The sequence below is a fragment of the Salinicola sp. JS01 genome (assembly GCF_030284585.1).
GTDB lineage: Bacteria > Pseudomonadota > Gammaproteobacteria > Pseudomonadales > Halomonadaceae > Salinicola.
The window spans coordinates 3,171,560-3,196,165 of record NZ_CP127244.1; the positions used below are offsets into that span (position 1 = coordinate 3,171,560).

Annotated in this window: 23 protein-coding genes; 9 read left to right on the top strand and 14 right to left on the bottom strand. The window is 66.6% G+C overall.

Features of this window, described 5'->3' with window-relative positions; translation table 11 throughout:
* Positions 1-192: 192 nt before the first annotated feature.
* From rseP to rpsB, 8 genes are all read right to left on the bottom strand, one after another.
* The gene (gene rseP, locus QO259_RS14450; RefSeq protein WP_285950481.1) at positions 193-1,548 is read right to left on the bottom strand and encodes a sigma E protease regulator RseP; all 1,356 of its coding nucleotides are present in this window, start codon (positions 1,546-1,548) and stop codon (positions 193-195) included.
* Between the two features lie 37 nt (positions 1,549-1,585).
* A complete protein-coding gene (gene ispC / locus QO259_RS14455) occupies positions 1,586-2,776 on the bottom strand; it encodes a 1-deoxy-D-xylulose-5-phosphate reductoisomerase (RefSeq protein WP_285950482.1) in 1,191 nt (396 codons plus the stop codon).
* 6 nt (positions 2,777-2,782) lie between these two features.
* Complete coding sequence (locus QO259_RS14460) at positions 2,783-3,583, bottom strand: phosphatidate cytidylyltransferase (RefSeq protein ID WP_285952783.1); 801 nt, start codon at positions 3,581-3,583, stop codon at positions 2,783-2,785.
* Positions 3,576-4,337 carry a polyprenyl diphosphate synthase gene (uppS, locus tag QO259_RS14465; protein ID WP_207033166.1) on the bottom strand — a complete coding sequence of 254 codons (762 nt, stop codon included), beginning with the start codon at positions 4,335-4,337 and terminating at the stop codon, positions 3,576-3,578. Before uppS ends, QO259_RS14460 begins: the two co-directional genes overlap by 8 nt.
* Before the next feature lie 63 nt (positions 4,338-4,400).
* Positions 4,401-4,958, bottom strand: a complete 558-nt coding sequence (frr, locus tag QO259_RS14470) for a ribosome recycling factor (RefSeq protein ID WP_207033167.1) — start codon at positions 4,956-4,958, stop codon at positions 4,401-4,403.
* A gap of 10 nt (positions 4,959-4,968) precedes the next feature.
* Positions 4,969-5,715 (bottom strand): UMP kinase, encoded by a 747-nt coding sequence (pyrH, locus tag QO259_RS14475; protein WP_035472500.1) that lies wholly within the window; start codon positions 5,713-5,715, stop codon positions 4,969-4,971.
* A gap of 162 nt (positions 5,716-5,877) precedes the next feature.
* Positions 5,878-6,744, bottom strand: coding sequence for a translation elongation factor Ts (tsf, locus tag QO259_RS14480; protein WP_285950483.1), 867 nt, complete (start codon positions 6,742-6,744; stop codon positions 5,878-5,880).
* A gap of 165 nt (positions 6,745-6,909) precedes the next feature.
* The gene (rpsB, locus tag QO259_RS14485) at positions 6,910-7,644 is read right to left on the bottom strand and encodes a 30S ribosomal protein S2 (protein ID WP_035472496.1); all 735 of its coding nucleotides are present in this window, start codon (positions 7,642-7,644) and stop codon (positions 6,910-6,912) included.
* A gap of 365 nt (positions 7,645-8,009) precedes the next feature.
* On the opposite strand from rpsB, the gene map reads away from it, so the two are divergent.
* From map to QO259_RS14520, 7 genes are all read left to right on the top strand, one after another.
* Complete coding sequence (gene map, locus QO259_RS14490) at positions 8,010-8,801, top strand: type I methionyl aminopeptidase (RefSeq protein WP_285950484.1); 792 nt, start codon at positions 8,010-8,012, stop codon at positions 8,799-8,801.
* Positions 8,802-8,864: 63 nt separating this feature from the next.
* On the top strand, positions 8,865-11,537 hold the full coding sequence (locus QO259_RS14495) for a [protein-PII] uridylyltransferase (protein WP_285950485.1): 2,673 nt from the start codon (positions 8,865-8,867) through the stop codon (positions 11,535-11,537).
* A gap of 86 nt (positions 11,538-11,623) precedes the next feature.
* Positions 11,624-11,971 carry an ArsC family reductase gene (locus QO259_RS14500; protein WP_285950486.1) on the top strand — a complete coding sequence of 116 codons (348 nt, stop codon included), beginning with the start codon at positions 11,624-11,626 and terminating at the stop codon, positions 11,969-11,971.
* 69 nt (positions 11,972-12,040) lie between these two features.
* Positions 12,041-13,063, top strand: a complete 1,023-nt coding sequence (gene dapD, locus QO259_RS14505; protein WP_207033179.1) for a 2,3,4,5-tetrahydropyridine-2,6-dicarboxylate N-succinyltransferase — start codon at positions 12,041-12,043, stop codon at positions 13,061-13,063.
* A 16-nt stretch (positions 13,064-13,079) separates the two neighbouring features.
* On the top strand, positions 13,080-14,237 hold the full coding sequence (gene dapE, locus QO259_RS14510) for a succinyl-diaminopimelate desuccinylase (protein WP_207033181.1): 1,158 nt from the start codon (positions 13,080-13,082) through the stop codon (positions 14,235-14,237).
* 7 nt (positions 14,238-14,244) lie between these two features.
* Positions 14,245-14,637: a hypothetical protein gene (locus QO259_RS14515; RefSeq protein WP_207033182.1), complete on the top strand. Its 393-nt coding sequence runs from the start codon at positions 14,245-14,247 to the stop codon at positions 14,635-14,637.
* Positions 14,638-14,797: 160 nt separating this feature from the next.
* The gene (locus QO259_RS14520; protein ID WP_207033184.1) at positions 14,798-15,772 is read left to right on the top strand and encodes a cation diffusion facilitator family transporter; all 975 of its coding nucleotides are present in this window, start codon (positions 14,798-14,800) and stop codon (positions 15,770-15,772) included.
* A 103-nt stretch (positions 15,773-15,875) separates the two neighbouring features.
* On the opposite strand, the gene QO259_RS14525 is transcribed toward QO259_RS14520, so the two are convergent.
* Complete coding sequence (locus QO259_RS14525) at positions 15,876-16,358, bottom strand: cold-shock protein (protein WP_035472481.1); 483 nt, start codon at positions 16,356-16,358, stop codon at positions 15,876-15,878.
* Between the two features lie 302 nt (positions 16,359-16,660).
* Here QO259_RS14525 and QO259_RS14530 point away from each other — a divergent pair, with 302 nt between their 5' ends.
* On the top strand, positions 16,661-16,936 hold the full coding sequence (locus tag QO259_RS14530) for a SlyX family protein (RefSeq protein WP_285950487.1): 276 nt from the start codon (positions 16,661-16,663) through the stop codon (positions 16,934-16,936).
* A gap of 133 nt (positions 16,937-17,069) precedes the next feature.
* Here QO259_RS14530 and trxB read toward each other — a convergent pair whose 3' ends face one another.
* The 3 genes from trxB to QO259_RS14545 all read right to left on the bottom strand — a co-directional run bounded on the left by trxB (position 17,070) and on the right by QO259_RS14545 (position 19,173).
* Entirely contained in the window at positions 17,070-18,023 is a 954-nt protein-coding gene (gene trxB, locus QO259_RS14535) for a thioredoxin-disulfide reductase (RefSeq protein ID WP_207033188.1), read from the bottom strand.
* 181 nt (positions 18,024-18,204) lie between these two features.
* The gene (locus tag QO259_RS14540) at positions 18,205-18,807 is read right to left on the bottom strand and encodes a peroxiredoxin (protein WP_035472475.1); all 603 of its coding nucleotides are present in this window, start codon (positions 18,805-18,807) and stop codon (positions 18,205-18,207) included.
* Between the two features lie 159 nt (positions 18,808-18,966).
* Positions 18,967-19,173 (bottom strand): CPXCG motif-containing cysteine-rich protein, encoded by a 207-nt coding sequence (locus QO259_RS14545; RefSeq protein ID WP_207033190.1) that lies wholly within the window; start codon positions 19,171-19,173, stop codon positions 18,967-18,969.
* A 375-nt stretch (positions 19,174-19,548) separates the two neighbouring features.
* Between QO259_RS14545 and acnA the strand changes: the two genes are divergently transcribed.
* Entirely contained in the window at positions 19,549-22,311 is a 2,763-nt protein-coding gene (gene acnA / locus QO259_RS14550; RefSeq protein ID WP_285950488.1) for an aconitate hydratase AcnA, read from the top strand.
* Between the two features lie 15 nt (positions 22,312-22,326).
* On the opposite strand, the gene QO259_RS14555 is transcribed toward acnA, so the two are convergent.
* Together QO259_RS14555 and QO259_RS14560 are read right to left on the bottom strand one after the other, a co-directional pair.
* Positions 22,327-23,088 carry a response regulator transcription factor gene (locus QO259_RS14555; protein WP_285950489.1) on the bottom strand — a complete coding sequence of 254 codons (762 nt, stop codon included), beginning with the start codon at positions 23,086-23,088 and terminating at the stop codon, positions 22,327-22,329.
* A complete protein-coding gene (locus tag QO259_RS14560; protein ID WP_285950490.1) occupies positions 23,085-24,317 on the bottom strand; it encodes a GAF domain-containing sensor histidine kinase in 1,233 nt (410 codons plus the stop codon). The genes QO259_RS14555 and QO259_RS14560 overlap by 4 nt, the downstream gene beginning before the upstream one ends.
* Between the last annotated feature and the right edge of the window lie 289 nt (positions 24,318-24,606).

A 24,606-nucleotide genomic window follows, 5' to 3' on the forward strand; every position in this document is an offset into this window, starting at 1 on the left:
CGTCGTCCGTCGCCATCCCTCGGCGGGCGCAGTCCTTTTCGGTCAGTGCCGAGGATCCGTACTGAAAGTCGGCGAGCGGCGGCAAGACAAGGCAAAAATCGGCGAAAGAGCGGAGTTTACGCGGTGTAAATGAGCATCTTAAGCCGATTTTTAACGCCGTATTGCCGAGCGCAGGCAGTTTTCGTACAGAGCCTAGAGCCGCATCAGATCGAAATAGAGCGCCATCACCATCAGACAGCCGACCAGCGCCACGCCGATCTTGAGCCCCATGGCCTGGGCATTCTCCGATACCGGCCGCCCGCGCACCAGCTCGATCAGGTAGTAGACCAGATGCCCGCCGTCGAGTACCGGAATCGGCAGCAGGTTGAGCACCCCCAGGCTGATCGACAGGTAGGCGAGAAAGCCGATGAAGGTCTCGACTCCACTGCGCGCCGAGTCCCCCGCGATCCGCGCGATGGTGATCGGCCCGGAAAGGTTGGAGGGCGAAATCCAGCCCACCACCATCTTGCGAATCGAATCGGCGGTGAGCCAGGTCATCTCGCCGGTCTTGTCGAGCGCCTGACCAACCGCAGCCAGCGGTCCATAACGAATCTCGCGGCGATACTGTGCCGGCCACTCGACCCGCTCGGACGCCGCGCCGACATAGCCGATACGCGCACCGTCGTCCGCCTCGCGGACGTCCGGCGTCAGGGTCTGCGTGCGCGTCTCGCCGTCCCGCGACAGGGTCACCTCAAGCGGCTGGCCGGGATGCGCGCGCACCGCCTCGACGAAGCCTGCCCAGTCGTCGAGCTCACGCCCGTCGACGCGCAGCAGGCGGTCACCGGGCTGGAGCCCGGCCTTGGCCGCCGGGCCGCCCTCGAGCACCTGCCCCAGCACCGCCGGCGCCGTCGGCCGGAACGGCACCACGCCGAGCGTGGCCAGCGGCTGCGGCGGGTCCTGGCGCACCAGCCAGCCGCTGACCGGCACGCGGTGGTCGGTGGTCGGGCCGTCGGCGCGCTCGCGGGTGGTCACGCTCAGCGCGCCGTCGGCGCCGATCGCCGCGATCAGCTGCAGATTGACGTCGTTCCAGGAGGGCGTCGGCTCGCCCTGCACGCTAACGATCTCCTGCCCCTGACGCAGCCCGCCCTCGGCCGCCGGCGACCCCGGCACCACCGCACCCACCACCGGCGCCACCGTGGTGGTGCCATAGACGAACAGCGCCCAGTAAGCGACCACCGCCAGCAGCAGATTGGCGATCGGGCCGGCAGCGACGATGGCGATGCGCGCCCACACGCTCTTGCGATTGAAGGCGTGCTCACGCTCGGCCGGGTCCACCGGCCCCTCGCGCTCGTCGAGCATCTTGACGTAGCCGCCGAGCGGTATCGCGGCCAGCGCGAACTCGGTGCCGTGACGGTCCCGGCGCGACCACAGCGGCTTGCCGAAGCCGACCGAGAAGCGCAGCACCTTGACCCCGCAGCGGCGCGCGACCCAGAAGTGGCCGAACTCGTGAAAAGTGATCAACAGGCCGAGCACGACGATGACGGCCAGCACATTCTGGAGCGCATCCATCACGCCCGTCCCCTATAGCAGGATCCGGCCAGCCGGATCATTGTGGCAGCAGCGATTCGGCGGTACGCCGGGCGCGTGCATCCTCGCACATTATCACGTCGAGCGAATCGGCTGCGCGCACCTCGAGCGCCTCGAGGGTCGCTGCCACCACCCGGGCGATGCCCGGGAACGACAGCCGGCCGGCCAGAAACGCCTGCACCGCGATCTCGTTGGCAGCGTTGAGCACCGCCGGCGCGGTGCCGCCGGCCACCATCGCCTGGCGCGCCAGGCGCAGGCAAGGGAAGCGCTGCTCGTCGGGCGGCTCGAAATCGAGCCGCCCGACCGCGAACAGGTCGAGCGCCGCGACACCGGCATCGATACGCTCGGGCCAGGCCAGGCCGTAGGCGATCGGCGTGCGCATGTCGGGGTTGCCCAACTGCGCCAGCACCGAACCATCGCTGTAGCCCACCATCGAGTGGACGATGCTCTGGGGGTGGACCACCACCTCGACCTGGGCCGGGCTGGCATCGAACAGCCAGCACGCCTCGATCAGCTCCAGACCCTTGTTCATCAGGGTGGCGCTGTCGACCGAAATCTTCTGCCCCATCGACCAGTTGGGGTGCGCGCAGGCCTGGGCCGGCGTCACCCTGTCCAGGTCGGCGCTGGCCCATTCACGGAACGGGCCGCCGGAGGCGGTCAGCAGCAGGCGCGAGACGCCGAGACGCTCGAGCCCGCCGCGATGCTGCATAGGAAGACACTGATAGATCGCATTATGTTCCGAATCGATCGGCAAAAGTGTCGCCCCGGCGCGCGCGACCGCCTGCATGAACAGGCTGCCGGACATCACCAGCGCCTCCTTGTTGGCGAGCAGCACGCGCTTGCCCGCCTCCACCGCCGCGAGCGTAGGCAAAAGCCCGGCGGCACCGACGATCGCCGCCATCACCACATCGGCGTCGGGATCACCGGCGACCTCGACCAGCGCCTGCTCACCGCTGCTCACTTCAGTGGCGACATGGCCGGCGGCGCCCAGCTCGGCGCGCAGCCAGGCGGCATCTTCGGCACTGCCGATCACCGCCCGTGCCGGCGACCACGTCAGGCACAGCTCGAGCAGCGCCTGGCGCGAGCGCTGGGCGGTCACCGCATGCAGCCGATAGCGCTCGGGATGACGCGCCAGCACATCGAGAGTGCTGCGTCCGATGGAGCCGGTCGCGCCGAGCACGCTGACCTTGAGGGGAGGAGATGCACTCATGCGGGGTTATCCCAGCCAGGGGCTGATCAGCGCGAACAGCGGCACCGCCGCGGTCAGGCTGTCGATGCGATCGAGAATGCCGCCATGCCCGGGGAGCAGATGGCTGGAGTCCTTGAGGCCACTGAAGCGCTTGAGCATGCTCTCGAACAGATCGCCCACCACAGAGACCATTGCCACCAGCAGTGCCAGCAGCAAAAGCCCCAGGGCCTGCCCCAGATCGAACGGCAGCCACAGCGCGTAGGCCAGCGCCAGCAGCGCCACCGCCACCCAGCCGCCGTAGACACCTTCCCAGGATTTGCCGGGGCTGACATGCCGGGCCAGCTTGCGCCGGCCGAAGCGGCGCCCGGAGAAGTAGGCACCGATGTCCGCCAGCCACACCAGCAGCAGCACGAACAGCAGCCACTCGCTGCCCTCCTGGCGCAGCTGATAGAAACCGACCCAGCACGGAAACAGCACCCATACGCCCATGGCCAGGCGCACGCCGGGGCGCTGCCACTCGTGAGTGGCATCCGGGTAGCGAATGACCCAGCGGGCATTGGCCAGCCAGCCGAGCACGCCCAGCCATAGCGGCCAGTGGGCGGACGCCCAGCCGGCGAACCACGCCACCAGCAGCGCCACACCCAGCGCCGCGGTATAGGCCAGACGCGGCGCGGTGGCAGCGAAGCCGGCCAGACGCGCCCACTCCCAGGCGCCGAGCAGCAGCACCAGGGCGGTGAACAGCGCAAAGGCGCCGCCGTCGAGCCCGAACAGGCCGGCCAGCGCCAGCGGCGCCAGTACCAGTGCGGTCAGAATCCGTTGCCTAAGCACCATGCGCCTCGACTTGCTGTTGACTCATGCCGAACCGGCGCTGCCGTTGCTGGAAATCTTCCAGCGCGGCATCGAACGCGGCGGCGTCGAAATCGGGCCATAGCTGCGGCGAAAACACCAGTTCGGCGTAGGCCAGCTGCCACAGCAGGAAGTTGGAGATACGCTGCTCGCCGCTGGTGCGGATACACAGATCCACCGCCGGCTCGCCGGCCAGGCAGATCTCGCTATCGAGCAGCGCCTCGTCGATCTCTTCCGGAGCCAGTTCGCCGTCGGCCACCCGCCGGGCCAGCCGGCGCGAAGCCTGGGCGATGTCCCAGCGGCCGCCGTAGTTGGCCGCCACCACCAGATGCAGCCCCGGATTGTCACGGGTCTGCGCCTCGGCGCGCGCCATCTGTTTCTGCAGCGAACTGGAGAAGCGCCGACGGTCGCCGATGATCGACAGCCGGATGCCGTTGTCGTCGAGTTTCTTGACCTCGCGCTTGAGCACGAGCATGAAAAGCTCCATCAAGGCACTGACTTCGGCCGACGGCCGGCGCCAGTTCTCGCTGGAGAAGGCGAACAGGGTGAGGGTGCCGACGCCGAGTTCCGCCGCCCGGCGGATCACGCTGCGCAACGACTCGACCCCAGCGCGATGTCCCTGCGCGCTGGAGAGCCCCCGGGCGCGCGCCCAGCGATTGTTGCCGTCCATGATGATCGCCACATGGCGAGGCACCGACGACATCGCCAGGGCGTCACGCGACTGCATGTCTGTCATGATATCTCGCAAGCCGGATGGGCGACGGCGGCACGCGCTTCATGCCCGTGCCGCCGTCGAACCTCACACCTGCATCAGGTCGTGTTCCTTGGATTCCAGAAGCTTGTCGATCTCGCTGACGTACTTGTCGGTCAGCTTCTGGACCTCTTCTTCACCGCGACGCTCGTCGTCCTCGGTGATCTCCTTGTCCTTGAGCAGGGACTTGAGGTCGCTGTTGGCGTCGCGGCGCACGTTGCGTACCGCCACGCGGGCGTTCTCGGCCTCGGCGCGGGCCTGCTTGATGTAGTTGCGACGCGTCTCTTCGGTCAGCGGCGGCATCGGCACGCGGATGACGGTGCCCGCGGTGGACGGATTCAAGCCCAGATCGGAGGTCATGATGGCCTTCTCGATCTTCTGCACCATGGTCCGCTCCCACGGCGTGACGGCGAGCGTGCGCGCGTCCTCGACGTTGACGTTGGCGACCTGGTTGAGCGGCACGTCGCTGCCGTAGTACTCGACCATCACCGCATCCAGAATGCTGGGGTGGGCGCGGCCGGTACGAATCTTGTGGAAGTTGGTCTGGAGCGACTCCAGGCTCTTCTTCATACGCCCTTCGGCGTCTTTCTTGATGTCGTCGATCATGTCCTAAACCTCAATCAATCAGCGTGCCTTCTCGCCCACCGACCACCAGATTCAACAGCGCGCCGGGCTTGGTCATGTCGAACACGCGCACCGGCATGTCATGGTCACGTACCAGACAGATGGCGGTCAAATCCATCACCCCGAGCTTCTGGTCGAGGACGTCATCATACCCCAGGCGCTCGTACTTGACGGCGTCGGGGTGCTTGACCGGATCCTTGTCGTAGACACCGTCGACCTTGGTGGCCTTGACCACCACGTTGGCATCGATCTCGATACCGCGCAGGCAGGCGGCGGAGTCGGTGGTGAAGAAGGGGTTACCGGTACCCGCGGAGAAGATCACCACGTCGCCGGAGGTGAGATAGCGAATCGCGGTGCGACGGTCGTAGTGTTCGACCACGCCACTCATGGGTATCGCCGACATCACCCGCGAACGGATGTTGGAACGCTCCAGCGCATCGCGCATCGCCAGCGCATTCATCACCGTCGCCAGCATGCCCATGTGGTCGCCGGTGACCCGCTCCATGCCGGCGGCATGCAGTGCCGCGCCGCGGAACAGGTTGCCGCCGCCGATCACGATACCCACCTGCACGCCGATCCCTACCAGCTGGCCGATCTCCAGCGCCATGCGGTCGAGCACCTTGGGATCGATGCCGAACTCCTGCTCGCCGGTCAATGCCTCACCGGACAGCTTGAGCAGAATGCGCTTGTACTTCGACTTCTCGGCGGGCTTGTTCGAACGGTCGACGACGTCGGACATGGGGGATCTCTCCTGGTAATTGCGGGGCGTGTCGGCAGGACCGGCTGGCGGAACGTGATTCTCATCCAGCGGATACGCGATGGCGTGCGCTTTCGCGCACGCCATCACTGGGAGCAGTCGCGGACGCCTGGCGACCACCGCTCCCGTCGAAAATCACGGGGCTCAGCGGCGAGCCTGTTCCATGACTTCCTTGGCGAAATCGACCTCTTCCTTCTCGATGCCCTCGCCGACCTCGAAACGCGTGAAGCCAATGACTTCGCCGCCGGCGCTCTTGGCGTACTCGGCCACGGTCTGGTTCGGGTCCTTGACGAACGGCTGCTCGGTCAGGCTGTTCTCGGCCAGGTACTTCTTCAGACGGCCCTGGACCATCTTCTCGGCGATTTCGCTCGGCTTGCCGGCCATGTCCGGCTGCGCCAGGATGATCGCCTTCTCCTGATCGAGCTGCTCCTGCGGCATCTCTTCGGGACGCGCGACGACCGGGTTGATCGCGGCCACGTGCATGGCGACGTCCTTGGCCACGTCGGCGTTGCCGCCCTTGAGCACGGTCAGCACGCCGATGCGGTCACCGTGAACGTAGGCACCGACCACGCCACCTTCCGGCGCATCGACGACCACCGCGCGGCGCACGGAGATGTTCTCGCCGATCTTCTGCACCAGCTGGTTGCGCGCGTCTTCCAGTTCACCGTCCATGATCGCGGCGATGTCTTCGGACTTGGTCTCGAACACCTTGGCCATGACCTTGTCAGCGAAGCCCTTGAAGTTGTCGTCACGCGAGACGAAGTCGGTCTCGGAGTTGACTTCGAGCATCGCGCCGTAGCTGCCGTCGGCGGCCACGCGGGTGACGATGGCGCCTTCGGCGGCGGTACGACCGGCCTTCTTGGCTGCCTTGAGGCCAGAGTTCTTGCGCAGATCTTCGATCGCACGCTCGATGTCGCCATCGGCTTCGGTGAGTGCCTTCTTGCACTCCATCATGCCGAGACCGGTACGCTCACGCAGTTCCTTGACTAGAGAAGCGCTGATAGCTGCCATGTGAGTCCCTCTGAAAATCGCTGTTTCGTCTGACGAACGGCGCCCGCGGGGGCACCGCTGCGGGTGTAAAAAGGGGGCTCGAAGCCCCCTCTGTCTGCGCTGATGTCGGCGATCCGGTGACCGCCCTGCGGGAGCACGCCCAACGCAGACACGATGCCTGCGGCGTTACTCGGCCGCGGCGTCGCTGGTCTCGCTGACTTCGACGAACTCGTCCGGACGGCCTTCCTTCGCCTTGGCGCAGGCATCGGCGATCGCCTGCACGTAGATCTGGATCGCGCGGATGGAGTCGTCGTTACCCGGGATGACGTAGTCGACGCCGTCCGGGTTGGAGTTGGTGTCGACCACGCCGATGACCGGGATGCCGAGCTTGTTGGCTTCGTTGATCGCGATGCGCTCGTGGTCGACGTCGATCACGAACAGCGCGTCGGGCAGGCCACCCATCTCCTTGATACCGCCGATGGAACGCTCGAGCTTCTCCTGCTCGCGGGTCGCCATCAGGACCTCTTTCTTGGTCAGCTTCTCGAAGGTGCCATCTTCACGCATGGTCTCGAGTTCACGCAGACGCTTGATCGACTGACGAATGGTCTTGTAGTTCGTCAGCATGCCGCCCAGCCAGCGGTGGTTGACGAACGGCTGACCGACGCGATTCGCCTCTTCCTTGATGATCTTGCTGGCGGAACGCTTGGTGCCGACGAACAGGATCTTGTTGTTGGAAGCGGCCATCTTCTCGACCACGCCAGTGGCTTCGAGCAGCGCCGGCAGGGTATGTTCGAGGTTGATGATGTGAATCTTGTTACGTGCGCCGAAGATGTACTGACCCATCTTCGGGTTCCAGTAACGGGTCTGGTGACCGAAGTGTGCACCTGCCTTGAGCAGGTCGCGCATGTTGACTTGTGCCATGGTGACTCCTGAAGAATCGGGTTGGGCCTCCACACACCCCATGGATCCGACCGTTCGGCGTTGCCGTCACGGCACCCGGGACCATGTGTCGGTGCGTGTGTGTTTTTTCCGGTGGCGCCTCGAGACGAGTGCACTCACCGCCGCTGTTGCGTCGACCGCATCCATCCTCGTGCAGGCATGAGACGTTACTGTCTCGCGCCGCGTCGGGACGGGAATTGCAGTCGAGCGCGCGGCTTTATACCATAGAACCCACGCAAGATGAAGTCGCCGGTCGTCGAAGCCAACGCCTCGACGCCGTTTCTGTCGTCTCTTCACCACGGCTCACCACGGCCTGCGACACCCACCGAACTCCGCTGCGAGAGCGCATGAACATTCCACGCAAGACACCCGACGAAATCGAAAAAATGCGCGAAGCCGGCCGCCAGGCCGCCGCCGTGTTCGACATGATCACCCCCCACGTCGTCGCCGGCGTCTCCACCGGCGAGCTCGACCGTCTGTGCCACGACTTCATCGTCAAGGAGCTCGGCTCGACCCCGGCGCCGCTCAACTACCACGGCTTTCCCAAGTCGATCTGCACCTCTCTCAACCACGTCGTCTGCCACGGCATCCCCGACTTCGACAAGAAGCTCAAGCACGGCGACATCATGAACATCGACATCACCGTGAAGACCGCCGACGGCTATCACGGCGACAGCAGTGTGATGTTCGTGGTCGGCGAGACGATCCAGGGCGAACGCCTCTGCCGGGTGACCCAGGAGTGCCTCTACAAGGCCATCGCCGAGGTACGCCCGGGCGTGCGCCTCTCCACCCTCGCCCGGGTGATCCAGTCCCACGCCGAAGGCTTCGGCTACTCGGTGGTGCGCGATTTCTGCGGCCACGGTATCGGCGCCGGCTTCCACGAGGAGCCCCAGGTGCTGCACTATGACGGCTACGCGCCCGAGGCCGACGCCGAGCTCGCCTCCGGCATGTGCCTGACCATCGAGCCAATGATCAACGCCGGCGGCTATCGCACCAAGGTACTGCGCGACGGCTGGACCGCGGTGACCAAGGACAAGAGCCTGTCGGCGCAGTGGGAGCATACCCTGCTGGTCACCGACACCGGCGTCGAGGTGCTCACTGCCCGCGCCGACGAAGACCTGAGCTTTCTTTCCGCCTGACCGTCCCCTGCCCGCCCGGGGTCGCCTGGCGACCCCCTTCATCGACCGGGAGCGCTCGCGTTCATGCTGCTGCATCACTATCGGTTCCAGCCCGACGAGTCGCTGTTCGACGTCGCCGCGTTCCGTGCCGAGCTCGCCCGTGAACGCCAGCCCATCCCGGCGTTCAAGCAGGCCCTGGCGACCCTCCACGAGCGTCTCGACGCGCGCTTCCGCCAGGGCAGCGATATTCGCGACCTGGTCCACGGCCGCGCCTGGTGCCTGGACCGCCTGCTCGAAGTCGCCTGGGAGCGCTTCGACTGGCACGACGACGGCATCGCCCTGCTCGCGGTGGGCGGCTACGGGCGCGGCGAGCTGCACCCCTACTCCGACATCGACCTGCTGCTGCTGCTCGAGCGCGACGACGACGCCCCCTACCGCGAGGCGCTGACCGGCTTCATCACCTTTTTATGGGACATCGGCCTGGAGATCGGCCAGAGCGTGCGCTCGCTCAACGACTGCGAGCGCGAGGCGCGCGCCGACATCACGGTGATCACCAACCTGCTCGAGACACGCACCCTGGCCGGCCCCGAGCGCCTGCGCGGGGCCATGCGCGAGCGCCTGTCGGCGCGCCACATGTGGTCGTCGGCAGCCTTCTTCGAGGGCAAGTGGCAAGAGCAGATCACTCGCCACTACAAGCACAACAACTCCGAGTATCACCTCGAACCCAATATCAAGAGCGCCCCGGGCGGACTGCGCGACATCCAGATGATCGGCTGGGTGGCCAAGCGCCACTTCGGCCCGCTGCGCTACGAGGACGTGGTCGCCCAGGGCTTCATGAACGACGCCGAGCTGCGCATCCTGAGCCAGGGTCAGGCATTCCTATGGCAGGTGCGCTACGCCCTGCACATGCTCACCGGGCGCGCCGAGGATCGCCTGCTGTTCGACCATCAGCGCGCCCTGGCGGCCCTGTTCGGCTATGTCGACACCCGCGAGCGGCTGGCGGTGGAGCAGTTCATGAAGGCCTACTACCGCCACGTCACCGCACTGGCCGGCTTGAACGACATGCTGCTGCAGCACTTCGACGAGGTGATCCTGCGCGCCGGCGAAGCGCTGGAGGTGAAACCGATCAATCCGCGCTTCGAGACCAAGGGCGGCTATATCCAGCTGCGCCACCCCAACGTCTTCGTGCGCCGCCCGGGGGCGCTGCTCGAACTGTTCCTGGTCATGGCCCAGCACCCCGAGATCGAGGGGGTGCGCGCCGACACCATCCGCCAGATCCGCGACCATCGCCATCTGATCGATGACGCCTTCCGCCAGGATCTGCGCCACCAGAGCCTGTTCATGGAGCTGCTGCGCAGCGGCGGCGACGTGCCCACCCAGCTGACCCGCATGAACCGTTACGGCGTGCTGGGCAAGTATCTGCCCGAATTCGGCGAGGCGGTGGGGCTGATGCAGCACGACCTGTTCCACATCTATACCGTCGACGCCCACACCCTGCGCCTGCTGAGCTTTCTGCAGCGCTTCCGCGAGGCCCGCGACAGTGACGAGTACAGCGTCGCCATCGAAGTGATCCAGAAGCTGCCCAAGCTCGAACTGCTGTGGATCGCCGGGCTCTATCACGATATCGGCAAGGGTCGCGGCGGCGACCACTCGCAGCTGGGTGCGGTGGATGCCGCCGACTTCGCCACCCGCCACGACCTGTCGCCCTGGGACACGCATCTGGTGGCGTGGCTGGTGGAGCACCACCTGCTGATGTCGAAGACCGCGCAGAAGCGCGACATCTCCGACCCCGACGTGATCCACGCCTTCGCCCGTACGGTGCGCGACGAGGTCCACCTCGACTATCTCTACGTGCTCACCGTGGCCGACATCAGCGCCACCAACCCGTCGCTGTGGAACGGCTGGCGCGCCTCGCTGATGCGCCAGCTCTATACCGAGACCCGGCGCGTGCTGCGGCGCGGGCTCGACAACACGATCGACCGCCAGGACTGGGTCAGCGAGACCCGCGAGGAGGCGCTCGGCCTGCTGCGCGCCATCGGCGCCGACAGCGAGCGGGTCGAGGCGCTGTGGCAGACCTTCGGCGAGGATTACTTCCTGCAGTACACCGCCAGCGAGATCGCTTGGCAGACCCAGGGCATCCTCGCCCACCAGACGCCGCTGCCGCTGGTTCTGGTCAGCGCCCCCAGCGCCGACATGACCGAGGGCGGCACCAAGATCTTCATCCATACCCGCTCGGTGGACGACCTGTTCGCCGCCACCGCCGCGGCGATGGAGCAGCTGGGGCTGTCGATCCACGACGCGCGCATCGCCACCTCCAGCGACGACTGGACGCTCAACACCTTCATCCTGCTCGACGACGACGGTGATGCGATCCGCGATCCGGCGCGTCTCGAGGAGGTGCGCCGCTATCTGGTCGAGGAGCTCGACGACCCCGACGACTATCCGCAGATCGTCAGCCGCCACACGCCGCGCCAGCTCAAGCACTTCAAGGTGCCGATCGAAGTGATCATCGAGCAGGACCCGGCCAACGAGCGCACCTCGCTGGAGCTGATCGCCCCCGACCGCCCCGGCCTGCTGGCACGGGTGGGGCGCATCTTCATGGAGCAGAACATCGCGCTGTCGGCGGCCAAGATCGCCACCCTCGGCGAACGCGTCGAGGACGTCTTCTTCATCACCGACAAGCAGGGCCGCCCGCTGACCGACCCCGATGCCCAGCGGCGCCTGCGCGAGCGCCTGTGCGAGGCGCTCGACGTCTGACCCGGGTTCCCGGCGACCCGGTTTGAGCCGGGGTCCCGGGACGCCTATAATCGGCGGCTTTGCGACACTGCGAGCGGCCGGCGACCATGACCACCACCCTGTATGGCATCAAGACCTGCGATACCTGCCGCAAGGCGCGGCGCCAGCTGGCCGACCAGGGCGTCGAGTACCGCTATCACGACCTGCGCGCGGACGGCCTGGATGCCGACCTGCTCGATCGCCTGCTCGCCGCGGCCGACTGGCAGACGCTGCTCAACACCCGCAGCACCACCTGGCGCGGGCTCGACGATCACGCCAAGCAGGACGTCGATGCCACCCGGGCGCGCGCGCTGATGCTGGAGCACCCGACGCTGCTCAAGCGCCCGCTGCTGGCCCATGGCGAGACGCTGATCGTCGGCTTCGACCCGGCACGCTACGCCAACCTGGGCGCCTGACCGGCACCGCCCCGGCACCACCATACATAAAGCCCCACTCACCGCCTTCATGATCAAGAGGATTTCGCGATGCTGAGCTTCGCACTAGGAACCGGCACCCAGAACACTCAGGGCGACTGGCTCGAGGTCTACTATCCGGCACCGCTCCACCAGCCCGCCGCGGCCGTGGTCAGCGCCGCGCGCCAAGCGCTCGGAGACGCCGAGGGTGAAGTGGTGAGCTTTCTGCCCGAGCACTGCGCCGACCTGGCCCAGGCGCTGCGGGAGGCCGGAGCGCCCGAGCAGGCGGAGATCGCCGAGGCGTTCGCCAGCGCCCAGCGGCCGCTGGTCGCGGTATTCCTGGCGGAAGACCATGCGCCGGAGAGCGTGCCCGAGGTCTATCTCAAGCTGCATCTGCTCTCGCACCGCCTGGTCAAGCCGCACGGGCTCAAGCTCGACGGCATGTTCGGCCTGCTCAAGAACGTCGCCTGGACCAGCGAAGGCGCCATCGACGTCGAGGAGCTGCCCGCGCGTCGGCTCCAGGCGCGCCTGGCCGGTCGCCCGCTCTCGGTCGACTGTGTCGACAAGTTCCCCAAGATGACCGACTACGTGGTGCCCAAGGGTATCCGCATCGGCGACACCGCGCGGGTACGCCTGGGTGCCTATCTGGGCGAAGGGGTCACGGTGATGCACGAAGGCTTCTGCAATTTCAACGCCGGGGCCGAAGGGCCGGGCATGATCGAAGGTCGCATCTCCGCCGGCGTGTTCGTCGGCAAGGGCTCCGACCTGGGCGCCGGCTGCTCCACCATGGGCACGCTCTCCGGCGGCGGCAACGTGGTCATCAGCATCGGCGAGAACTGCCTGATCGGCGCCAATGCCGGCCTCGGCATCCCGCTCGGCGACCGCTGCACCATCGAGGCCGGGCTCTACGTCACCGCCGGCGCCAAGGTGACCGTGCTCGACGACCAGGGCCAGGCGGTGAAGACCGTGGCCGCGCGCGAACTCGCCGGCCAGAGCGATCTGCTGTTCGTGCGCCACTCGGTGAGCGGGCGCCTGGAGTGCCGCACCAACAAGAGCGCCGTGGCGCTCAACGAAGCCCTGCACGCCCACAACTGATCCGGCCGGAGCCACCATGTCTGACGCGTCACCGACGACCGCGCCCTCTGCCACCCAGGCCCTGGCCCTCGAGCTGCTCGCGCGGCCGTCGGTCACGCCGGACGACCACGGCTGCCAGGCGCTGATGATCGAGCGCCTGGCGCGGCTCGGCTTCGACGTCGAACGCATGACCATCGGCGGTATCGACAACTTCTGGGCCACCCGCGGCCAGCACGGCCCGGTGCTGGCCTTCGCCGGCCACACCGACGTGGTGCCCAGCGGCCCGGAGAGCGCCTGGCAGTACCCGCCGTTCGACCCGCGCATCGACGCCGAAGGCTATCTGTGCGGGCGTGGCGCCGCCGACATGAAGGGCAGTCTGGCGGCGATGGTCACCGCGGTGGAGCGCTTCGTTGCCGCCCACCCCGACCACGCCGGACGTATCGCCTTTCTGATCACCGCCGACGAAGAGGGTCCGGCGATCCACGGCACGCGGGCGGTGGTCGAGCGGCTGCGCGAACGCGCCGAGGCGCTCGACTACTGCATCGTCGGCGAGCCCTCCTCGACCCGCACCCTGGGCGACGTGATCAAGAACGGCCGGCGCGGCTCCCTCGGCGGCGTGCTCAAGGTGCGCGGCATCCAGGGCCACGTGGCCTACCCGCATCTGGCGCGCAACCCGATCCATCAGGCGCTGGCGGCGCTGCAGGCGCTGGTCGACGAGCACTGGGACGCCGGCAACGAGTTCTTCCCCGCCACCAGCTTCCAGATCTCCAACCTGCACGCCGGTACCGGCGCGACCAACGTGGTGCCCGGGGAGCTGGAGGTGACCTTCAACTTCCGCTACTCCACCGAGGTGACCCACGAGACGCTGCGCGAGCGCGTCGCCGCCCTGCTCGACGCCCACGGCCTCGACTACCAGCTGGAGTGGACGCTCAACGGCGAACCCTTCCTGACCCCTGGCGGGCGGCTGCTCGAAGCCGCGCGGGCGGCCTGCGAGCAGGAGGCCGGCATCACCCCCACGCTCTCGACCTCGGGGGGCACCTCCGACGGGCGCTTCATCGCCACCCTGGGTACCCAGGTGATCGAGCTGGGCCCGATCAACGCCACCATCCACCAGGTCGACGAACGTATCCGTGCCGAAGACCTCGATATCCTGAGCCGCGTCTACGAAGCGACGCTGGTTCGGCTGTTCACCTGAGGAAGCCATGCAGCGTTTTCCCGACATCGAGATCTATCTGGCCCAGGCCGACGTCGACGCCATCACCGCCTGGCTGCGCGAGGCGCTGGACGACGCCGCGCTGACGCTGGCGCGCAGCGGCAAGGGCATCTGGCGCGGCAAGGCGACGTGCGCGGCGCGCCCGATCAACATCATGCTGGTCGAGCGCGCCGCCGATCACTTCGCCAGCCTGTGGTTCGACTGCGACGCCACACCCTGGCCCCGCGACACCGACTGCGCGCGGGACGCCGCGGCCCGGCTGGGCTGCGAGGCACGCTGCTCGCTGGGCGGCTGGCAGCCGGGGGACGACCCGGACCGCTTCTGGCAGGTCCTGCCCGATGGCCAGGAAGGCACCATCGATTGGCCCGACCCCGGCCAGTGAGCCCAAGGCCCCGCCCGGGGCCGCCGGCATCCTCTATACTCGCACAAGCGCTATCGCCACAGCGCCGCACGGCCCCGCCCGTGACGGTGCCTGAGGCGCAGGCAACCTATTCGCGCGCCGGCCCCAGCGGGCCGCGCCAGACCCGGACAAGGAGGTCCGCATGGCAGAATCCAAACCGGTCATCTTCGCGGCCATGGGCGGCAACCTCGCCATCGCCGTGACCAAGTTCGTCGCCGCCGCCATGACCGGCAGCTCGGCGATGCTCTCCGAAGGCATCCACTCGGTAGTCGACACCGGCAACCAGATCCTGCTGCTGCTCGGCATGCAGCGGGCCAAGCGGCCACCCAGCGAGCAGTTCCCGTTCGGCCACGGCAAGGAGATCTATTTCTGGAGCTTCGTCGTCGCGCTGTTGATCTTCGCCGTCGGCTCCGGGGTTTCGCTCTACGAAGGCGTGGTGCACATACTGCATCCCGAGCCGATCGAGTCACCGCTGATCAACTACATCGTGCTCGGGCTCGGCATTCTCTTCGAAGGCGCCTCCTGGGCCTTTGCGCTCAATCAGTTCCGCAAGACCAAGGGCAAGTGGAGCTACCTCGAGGCGGTCCACCGCGGCAAGGACCCGTCGATGTTCGTGGTGGTGTTCGAGGACTCCGCCGCCCTGCTGGGCCTGCTGGTGGCCCTGGCCGGGGTCGGCCTCAGCCAGTGGACGGGGCTGGCCGTGTTCGACGGTATCGCGTCGGTGATCATCGGGCTGATTCTCGGCGGCACCGCGATCTGGCTGGCGATGGAGACCAAGGGGCTGCTGATCGGCGAGGCGGCCAACCGCCACGTGGTCGACGACATTCGCCAGCTCGCCCACGACGCCGAGGGCATCGAACAGGTCAACGAGGTGCTGACCATGCACATGGGCCCGGACTTCGTGCTGGTCAATCTCAGCGTGCGCTTCGCGCGTGACGCCCGCGCCGAACGCATCGAGCGCACCATCGTCGAGCTCGACCGCCAGATCAAGCAGCGCCACGCTGCGGTCAAGCGCATCTTCGTCGAAGCCGAAGCGCGCGCCGGCGTGGACGAGCGGGAAGGCCCGAGCGGCTCCGACAGCAGCGACGGCGAAATGCCCGCCCCCGCCGGCGGATGACAGGCCGGCGTCACGCCGGGTCATGGCCACTGCCAGACATGAAAAACCGCCCCCGGCGTCAGGCGCCGGGGGCGGTTGGGGGCATCGAGACGGTGGCTGGTGCTCAGGTGATGACGGTGACGTCGTCGGCCTGCAAGCCGCGATCGTTCTCGATCACGTGATAGCGCACCTTCTGACCCTCGGCGAGGGTACGGTGGCCCTTGCCGCGAATGGCGCGAAAATGGACGAAGACATCCTCGCCGCTGGCGCGGGTGATGAAACCGTAGCCCTTGTTGACGTTGAACCACTTCACCTCGCCCAGTTCGCGGTCGTCGTTCTCGACGTCTGCCAGCATGGCGGCGGTCACCGCCTTGGGCGTCGCCGGCGACAGCAGCGATACCGTCAGCGTCGCCAGCAGCAGGACGATGAAGACCGCCAGCACCGTGGCCGCATACATCGCCGAGACCCCTTCGACGTTCAGAAACCAGGTGAGATCGGTGGCCAGAACGCTACTGATCAGGGTGATCAGCAGACCGATCAGCAGTGGCGAGGGAATGGAGAGGAGTAGACTGATCAACGTACAGCGTAGAAAGACCTTGCTATTCATGGATTCTCATATCTCTAGACGTCGGGATAGCGGAACGCGCACCGCCCGGGGGCGGGCAGGTAAGGGAAGCGCTGAATAAATCGCCGAGCGAGATGAAAGGCAAGGCGCACGGAGCACAGAAGGCGAGACATAACATGGGGTTAGGCGAGCCTTCGAGTACCGCGCAACGCAGCCATTCGCTCGTGCAGGCATTTATGCAGTGGTTCCTAAGGTTGTGATGCTGACTACTTGTATTACCAATGACCGGCCTAATATTAGCGCCGGCTGACGATCCTCGAACAGACATGCCAAAGGTGCCGTGAATGAATGATGAGACACAGCCTTCGAAGTCTAACACGGCAAATCCCGCCTCGCTCAGCTCCGCCGAGGCGCGCCTGGAGGCGCTGGAGAGCCGCCTGACCTATCAGGAGGATTGGCTGGAAACCCTGGATGAGCGAGTGCGTGAGCAGTCCGCCGAGATCGAGCGGCTGACCCGCATCAACGCGCTGATGCAGCAGCGCCTGCGCGAACAGCGCAGTGCCCTGGATGCCCTCGACGGCGGCAGCGAGAGCATCGACGAGCGCCCGCCCCACTACTGAACACAGCGGCCATGCGGGCGCCTATCTGCGCTCGCCGCGGCCGGGACTCGACGAGACGCCCCACCCAACGCAAGCGGCCCGGCAGATGCCGGGCCGCTTGTCATTTATCGCCGCGCCGTGCGCGGGGTGGACATCACTCCAGGCCGTCGAGATAGCGCTCGGCATCGAGCGCGGCCATGCAGCCGCTGCCGGCGGAGGTGATCGCCTGACGATAGACGTGGTCCATGACATCGCCGGCGGCGAAAACGCCAGGCACGCTGGTGGCGGTGGCATTGCCCTCGAGCCCGGAGTGGACGCGGATATAGCCGTTGGCCATCTCGAGCTGACCTTCGAAGATGCCGGTGTTGGGGGTGTGGCCGATGGCGATGAACACGCCCATGACGTCGAGCTGCTTGGTCGTGCCGTCCAGCGTCGAGCGCAGGCGCACGCCGGTGACGCCGCTGCCGTCGCCCAGCACTTCGTCGAGGGTGTGGTTCCACTCGACCGCCATGTTGCCGTTCTCGACCTTCTCGAACAGCCGATCCTGAAGGATCTTCTCGCCGCGCAGGCCGTCACGGCGATGCACCAGGGTCACCTTGGAGGCGATATTGGAGAGATAGAGCGCCTCCTCCATCGCGGTATTGCCACCGCCCACGACCACCACTTCCTGATTGCGATAGAAGAAACCATCGCAGGTAGCGCAGGCCGAGACACCCTGGCCCATGAACTGCTGTTCGGAGGGCAGGCCCAGATAGCGCGCACTGGCCCCGGTGGCGATGATCAGCGCATCGCAGGTGTAGGTGCCGTTGTCACCCTTGAGCGTGAACGGGCGCTGGCGCAGCTCGACCTCGTGGATATGGTCGAACAGCACCTCGGTCTGGAAACGCTCGGCGTGCTTGCGCATGCGCTCCATCAGCTCAGGGCCCTGCACGCCGGCATCGTCGCCGGGCCAGTTGTCGACGTCGGTGGTGGTGGTCAGCTGACCGCCCGCCTGCATGCCGGTGATCAACAGCGGCTTGAGATTGGCGCGAGCCGCATAGACGGCCGCGGTGTAGCCCGCCGGGCCGGATCCCAGGATGATCAGACGTTCGTGACGCGCGTCGCTCATGGCTACCTCGGTTGGAAAAACGGTTGGACGATGGATACGCCGACCCTCGGCGTGATAAGGCAAAACGCCCTGTGGGATGATCCGATTAGCGAATCATGCCACAGGACGCCGGTCCCGGGCTCGCCGCGGCAAGCCCAGACGCCGGAGGCGACCCGCTGGGTCGCCTCCGACATGCTACTGCTTACAGGTTGTCGGCGTGGGCGCCGAGGTACTTGGCCACGCCTTCGGCGGTGTCCTTCATACCTTCCTGGCCCTCTTCCCAGCCCGCCGGGCAGACTTCGCCGTGGGTCTGGTGATACTTGAGCGCCTTGACCATGCGCAGCATCTCGTCGACGTTGCGGCCCAGCGGCAGGTTGTTGACCGTCTGGTGCTGAACCACGCCATCTTCGTCGATCAGGAAGGAGGCGCGCAGGGCAACGCCGGCTTCCGGATGCTCGATGCCATAGGCCTGGCAGATCTCGTGCTTGACGTCGGCCACTACCGGGAAGCCGACTTCACCGATGCCGCCGGCATCCGGGGAGGTCTTGCGCCAGGCGTAGTGGGTGAACTGGGAGTCGATCGAGGCACCGATCACTTCCACGCCGAGCTCCTTGAACTGCGCCAGACGGTTGTCGTGAGCGATGATCTCGGACGGGCAGACAAAGGTGAAGTCCAGCGGCCAGAAGAACAGCACGCGCAGCTTGCCATTGGTGTCGGACAGCCGGAAATCGTCTTTGATGGCACCGTCGGGCATGACCGCAGCGGCTTCGAAATCGGGGGCTTGGCGTCCTACGAGTACACTCATGGGCTTCTCCTGTCGTAGCGTGGGTTGAACGTCGAGAAATCGAAGCGGATTAGACTAACGACTTACTCATTGATGCTCCAATTTAATTGCCGCAATCAGCGACATAGACAATCACTATCGAGAGAGTGCCGTCGACGGGCCTTGGGTCCTGAGCTGCGTCTACAGCACGTCATCGTCCCGGGCCAGTGTCACCGCATCCAGCTCGCCCTCGGCATCCACCTCGACGCGTAGCTGAATCGGCTGGCAGCACACCGCGCAATCTTCCCAGGTCACGTGGCCGCCAGCGCTGACATCGAGCAGCAGCGTGAACGGCGCATCGCAGTAGGGGCAGTGCACCGGCCATTCGCGTAGCGCTTCATAGGCCATTACGCCTCCCCGCCTTGAACACTGAGGTTGTCGTCACTGTCTGCATCATCGCTGAGCTGAGCTAAGCTTGAACTGGTGTCGGCAGGCGCGACTTTCAAGGCCACGCGGTCATCACCGCACAGAAGATCGAGACGCGCGGGATTGAAAAGAGACGCCATGGTGCCCATGCTTATTGTCGACAACTTTTTTCGGCCGCGTCACAGCGCGGCAACGGCCTCACGCCAAGATCGGAAAACGTATACAGAGCGCGCCGCCATGACGGCCGCCAGCCAGGAGCCCCCCGACGGCCTCGATGCCGTCGGACCGTCGCTAAGGAACCGGACCGGCAGCCACTGAAAGATCCAAGGCCGCGCCGCCCAATGAGGAGGATGATCCATGTCTAAAGCCCCCGGCCAGACGCTGACGTCGCTCGACGTCAACGGCAAGACCTTCCACTATTACAGCCTGCCCAAGGCGGCGGAGAGCCTCGGCAACATCGACAAGCTGCCGATGACGCTCAAGGTGCTGCTCGAGAACCAGCTGCGTTATGCCGACGACGAGAGCGTCGCCGATGAGGACATCGTCGCCCTCGCCGAGTGGCTGAAAACGGGCAAGTCGACCCGCGAGATCGGCTACCGCCCCGCCCGCGTGCTGATGCAGGACTTCACCGGCGTGCCCGGCGTGGTCGATCTCGCCGCCATGCGCGACGCGGTGAAGAAGCTCGGCGCCAAGGCCGAGCGTATCAACCCGCTGTCGCCGGTGGATCTGGTCATCGACCACTCGGTGATGGTCGATCACTTCGGTGATCAATCAGCGTTCAAGGACAACGTCGCCATCGAGATGGAGCGTAACCAGGAGCGCTACGAGTTCCTGCGCTGGGGCCAGAACGCCTTCGACAACTTCCGCGTGGTACCGCCGGGCACCGGCATCTGCCACCAGGTCAACCTGGAGTACCTGGGCAAGACGGTGTGGACCAAGGAGGTCGACGGCAAGACCTATGCCTTCCCCGACACCCTGGTGGGTACCGACTCCCACACCACCATGATCAACGGCCTGGGCATCCTCGGCTGGGGCGTGGGCGGCATCGAGGCCGAGGCGGCGATGCTCGGCCAGCCGGTGTCGATGCTGATTCCCGAGGTGGTCGGCTTCAAGCTCACCGGCAAGCTCAACGAGGGCATCACCGCCACCGATCTGGTGCTGACGGTGACCCAGATGCTGCGCAAGAAAGGGGTGGTGGGCAAGTTCGTCGAATTCTATGGTGACGGCCTCAAGGATCTGCCGCTGGCCGATCGCGCCACCATCGCCAACATGGCCCCCGAGTACGGCGCCACCTGCGGCTTCTTCCCGGTCGACGACGAGACGCTCAACTATCTGCGCCTGACCGGCCGCGACGAAGAGCAGATCGCGCTGGTGAAGGCCTATACCCAGGCCCAGGGGCTGTGGCGCGAAGCCGGTGCCGAGCCCACCTTCACCGATACCCTGCACCTGGACATGGGCAAGGTCGAAGCCTCGCTGGCCGGGCCCAAGCGCCCGCAGGACCGGGTCGCGCTCTCCGACATGAAGACCACCTTCGAATCCCTGATGGGCGGCGAGCAGCCGGATGCCTCCCACGAGGAGAAGGCCAAGTGGACCGGTGAAGGCGGCGATACCGCCATCGGCGCCCCGCCCGCCGACGGCGAAGCCTATAACAACGGCGCCGATTACCGCACCGGCGACAGCCAGGAAGTGACCTACGACGACGAGACATTCTCGCTCAACCACGGCGCCGTGGTGATCGCCGCCATCACCTCCTGCACCAACACCTCCAACCCCAGCGTGATGATGGCCGCCGGCCTGCTGGCACGGAAAGCCAAGGCGAAGGGGCTGACCACCAAGCCGTGGGTCAAGACCTCGCTGGCGCCGGGCTCCAAGGTGGTCACCGACTACCTGGCCGCAGGCGGCGTGCAGGAGGACCTCGACGCCCTCGGCTTCAATCTGGTGGGCTACGGCTGCACCACCTGTATCGGCAACTCCGGGCCGCTGCCGGAGCCGATCGAGAAGGCGGTCAACGCCGGTGACCTGACCGTGGCCTCGGTGCTCTCGGGCAACCGCAACTTCGAGGGCCGCGTGCACCCGCTGGTCAAGACCAATTGGCTCGCCTCGCCGCCCCTGGTGGTCGCCTATGCGCTGGCCGGCAACGTGCGCCGGGATCTGTCGAAGGAGCCCCTGGGCCAGGATCAGGACGGCAACGACGTCTTCCTCAAGGATATCTGGCCCTCCCAGGCCGAGATCGCCGAGGCGGTAGAGAAGGTCAAGACCGAGATGTACCGCAAGGAGTACGCCGAGGTATTCGACGGCGACGAGATCTGGCAGTCGATCGAGGTACCCGAAAGCGAGGTCTACGCCTGGTCCAAGGACTCCACCTACATCCAGCATCCGCCGTTCTTCGAGGATATGGAGAAGGAGCCCAAGGCGGTCGAGGACATCAAGGATGCCCGCATTCTGGCCAAACTGGGCGACTCGGTGACCACCGACCACATCTCGCCCGCCGGTTCGATCAAACCCGACAGCCCCGCCGGCAAGTACCTGCAGGAGCATGGCGTGGCGGTGAAGGACTTCAACTCCTACGGCTCGCGCCGGGGTAACCACGAAGTCATGATGCGCGGCACCTTCGCCAACGTGCGCATTCGCAACGAGATGCTCGACGACGTCGAGGGTGGCTATACCCGCCACGTGCCCAGCGGCGAAAAGATGTCGATCTTTGAGGCGGCGATGAAGTACGCCGAGAACGATACCCCCCTGGTGGTGATCGCCGGCAAGGAGTACGGCACCGGCTCGTCGCGGGACTGGGCCGCCAAGGGCACGCGGCTGCTCGGCGTACGCGCGGTCATCACCGAGTCCTACGAGCGTATCCACCGCTCCAACCTGATCGGCATGGGTGTACTGCCGCTGCAGTTCCCGGAGGGCGAGAGCCGCGAATCGCTGGGTCTGACCGGTGACGAAACCGTCTCCGTCGAGGGTCTCGCCGACCTGACCCCGGGCGGCAGCGTCAAGGTGACCATCAAGAGCGACAAGGGCGAGAAGAAGCTCGACGCCCTGTGCCGTATCGACACCGCCAACGAGCTGGAGTACTACCGCCACGGCGGCATTCTCCACTACGTGCTGCGCAGCATGCTGTAAGACGCTGGCAGCCCGCTACGGAGCCCCGTCGCCCCCCTGGGTCGGCGGGGCTTTTTCATGGGCTGGCCGTGCGGCCAGCCAGCACTCGAGGTCGTGCTGGGCGGTCTCCAGCATCTCCAGATTGAGCGTGCGCGTGGAGATCGCTCGCGACAGCGCGCGCACGCGCTTGTTGAGCCCCGGCAGCGCCTGCTCCTCGCCGTTGACCCCGAGCTTGTCGTAGAGCGTCAGCAGACGATTCTGCACCGTGCGCAGCGACAGCCCCTGACGCTCGGCGATCAGCCGGTCCTGCAGCCCCAGGGCGAGATCCAGCAGTACCGCATACTCGCTCTGGCTGAGCGAGTGGCGTGGCGAGGCATTGCGCCGGCGCAGCCGCTGGATCTCGCGATCCATCATCACCTGCCCTTCCAGCAGCACCGCCCGTAGCACCAGCTTGAGACGTTCGCGGCTGGCGGTCTTGAGCACGTAGCCATAGGCGCTGTGGGCCGGCACGATATCGGCGACCCCGCGCAGGTAGGCCTCGTCGGAGTAGTTGGACCAGAACAGGATGCGGGTGCGCGGGCGCTCGTGCCAGATGGTCCGCGCCGCCTCGATGCCGTTGCGCCGTGCCATCTGCAGGTCCATCACCACCGCCTCGAAGCGTCCGGCGCGCGCCGCCGCTTCGCCCTGCAGCCCGTCCTGGACGTGCAGCGTCTCGGTCACCTCCGGCAGCGCCTCGGCGATCACTCCCTGCAGGAAGGAGGCGTGGAACTGATCATCCTCCACCACCAGGATCTTCACGCCGCGGTCTCCGCCGGCGGCAGCACCAGCCGCACTGCGACCCGGGTGCCGACGTGCTCGAAGATATCCAGGGTAGCGCCGATCAGCCGTGCCCGGGTGCGCATGTGGACCAGCCCGGACTGGCGCGTACCGGCATGGGCAAGCCCCTGGCCATCGTCGTCCACGCTGATGCACAGGGTATTCTCCGGCGCCAGCGTCACGCGCACCTCGATACGCTCGGCGCGCGCGTGTCGCGCGGCGTTGTTGATCGCTTCCTGGACGATCCGATAGAGCGCGGTGCGGGTCTCCCCGGGCAGCCGGTCCGGCGCCCCCGCGGTGAGGTCCTCGACCAGGATCTGGATGCGCTCACCCTCGGTGGCACGCTCGAGGTGATCGCGCACCGCATGGTGGAAGCCGAACAGATCGAGCAGCTTGGGCGCGGTACGGTCGATGATGCAGCGCAGGTCGTCGATGCTCTGGGCCAGCGCCTGCGCCAGCGCCTCGCGGCTGGGCGGCGGTCCCACGCCCTCCAGCTCGCGCAGCAGCCGGGTCAGGTCGGCCAGGGTCTGGTCGTGCAGATCCATGCCGATGCGCTGACGCGCCTGCTCCAGCGCCTGGGTCAACTGCAGCGAGCCCTGGCGCAGCCACTCCTCGCTGGCCTGGGTCTGGCTGCGGCCGTGGGCCTGCTGGCGCAGCTCGGCGGCCCCGTGCAGGGCGTAGAGCACCGGCGCCAGCGGTGCCGCCAGACGCTGGATCAGGGCGACGTCTTCGGCATCGAAATGGTCGGCCTCGCGGTGCGAGACGCTCAGCGCGCCGATCACCTGGCCAGCGCTGCGCAACGCCACATGTATCCGGCTGCGCAGCTGATGGGCGAAGATCGGCTCGCAGCAGGCGCCGGCGAAGATCTGGCGCGGGTCGAGCAGCGCGTTGGCGCTGACCATCAGCGGCAGCGAACCATCGAGCACCGAGCGGATCGGCGAGCAGTCGAGCCGGGTGCGCCGCGCCGACCAGTGGGTACTGATCCCCACTTCGTAGCTCACCGACCATTCGGGGCCGTCGTGGAGGCAGACATCGGCATGGGTGAACGGCAGCAGCGGCGCCAGCGCCGCGGCGACCCGGTCGAGTGCGGCCTGGATATCGCTCGCCTCGCCCAGCAGTGCGGGAAGCCGCAGCAGCAGTGCCGTGACCTCGGCCTCGCGCGCCGCCGCGGTCTCGCCGGGCAGTTTCTCCGTCAGGGGCCGAGGGCTCATCGTCTCGCTCACACCGAACTCCTCAACTGTCTTGCCTGCGCTCGCTGACTTTTCGTAGAAGCCCTGGAACGCGCTATAGGGAGCGCTCGGCCTGCCTGATGATAGCGCTTGCGCGCACTGGCGCGGGCCAAAGTCAGGCGCCAACCGGGCGCCGGGTCGACCAGAATAGCGCTATCCCCGACGCCTTCCCCTCATCCTTAAGTTGAGGGCGAAATTGCGGGAACCCGCAGCATTTGTGCGGGGGGCCGCCTTTACACCCCAGACCGCCACGCCCAACCATGGTCCTCCC

Bases quoted from the DNA above. Each gene is read 5' to 3' on its own strand.
- acnA (WP_285950488.1), top strand. From the start codon at position 19,549: ATGTCTAAAGCCCCCGGCCAGACGCTGACGTCGCTCGACGTCAACGGC.
- QO259_RS14495 (WP_285950485.1), top strand. From the start codon at position 8,865: ATGCTGCTGCATCACTATCGGTTCCAGCCCGACGAGTCGCTGTTCGAC.
- tsf (WP_285950483.1), bottom strand. From the start codon at position 6,744: ATGGCAGCTATCAGCGCTTCTCTAGTCAAGGAACTGCGTGAGCGTACC.
- QO259_RS14545 (WP_207033190.1), bottom strand. From the start codon at position 19,173: ATGGCCTATGAAGCGCTACGCGAATGGCCGGTGCACTGCCCCTACTGC.
- pyrH (WP_035472500.1), bottom strand. From the start codon at position 5,715: ATGTCCGACGTCGTCGACCGTTCGAACAAGCCCGCCGAGAAGTCGAAG.
- QO259_RS14525 (WP_035472481.1), bottom strand. From the start codon at position 16,358: ATGAATAGCAAGGTCTTTCTACGCTGTACGTTGATCAGTCTACTCCTC.
- dapD (WP_207033179.1), top strand. From the start codon at position 12,041: ATGCTGAGCTTCGCACTAGGAACCGGCACCCAGAACACTCAGGGCGAC.
- QO259_RS14520 (WP_207033184.1), top strand. From the start codon at position 14,798: ATGGCAGAATCCAAACCGGTCATCTTCGCGGCCATGGGCGGCAACCTC.
- dapE (WP_207033181.1), top strand. From the start codon at position 13,080: ATGTCTGACGCGTCACCGACGACCGCGCCCTCTGCCACCCAGGCCCTG.
- rseP (WP_285950481.1), bottom strand. From the start codon at position 1,548: ATGGATGCGCTCCAGAATGTGCTGGCCGTCATCGTCGTGCTCGGCCTG.
- frr (WP_207033167.1), bottom strand. From the start codon at position 4,958: ATGATCGACGACATCAAGAAAGACGCCGAAGGGCGTATGAAGAAGAGC.
- ispC (WP_285950482.1), bottom strand. From the start codon at position 2,776: ATGAGTGCATCTCCTCCCCTCAAGGTCAGCGTGCTCGGCGCGACCGGC.
- map (WP_285950484.1), top strand. From the start codon at position 8,010: ATGAACATTCCACGCAAGACACCCGACGAAATCGAAAAAATGCGCGAA.
- QO259_RS14500 (WP_285950486.1), top strand. From the start codon at position 11,624: ATGACCACCACCCTGTATGGCATCAAGACCTGCGATACCTGCCGCAAG.
- QO259_RS14540 (WP_035472475.1), bottom strand. From the start codon at position 18,807: ATGAGTGTACTCGTAGGACGCCAAGCCCCCGATTTCGAAGCCGCTGCG.
- uppS (WP_207033166.1), bottom strand. From the start codon at position 4,337: ATGACAGACATGCAGTCGCGTGACGCCCTGGCGATGTCGTCGGTGCCT.
- rpsB (WP_035472496.1), bottom strand. From the start codon at position 7,644: ATGGCACAAGTCAACATGCGCGACCTGCTCAAGGCAGGTGCACACTTC.
- QO259_RS14515 (WP_207033182.1), top strand. From the start codon at position 14,245: ATGCAGCGTTTTCCCGACATCGAGATCTATCTGGCCCAGGCCGACGTC.
- QO259_RS14530 (WP_285950487.1), top strand. From the start codon at position 16,661: ATGAATGATGAGACACAGCCTTCGAAGTCTAACACGGCAAATCCCGCC.
- trxB (WP_207033188.1), bottom strand. From the start codon at position 18,023: ATGAGCGACGCGCGTCACGAACGTCTGATCATCCTGGGATCCGGCCCG.
- QO259_RS14560 (WP_285950490.1), bottom strand. From the start codon at position 24,317: ATGAGCCCTCGGCCCCTGACGGAGAAACTGCCCGGCGAGACCGCGGCG.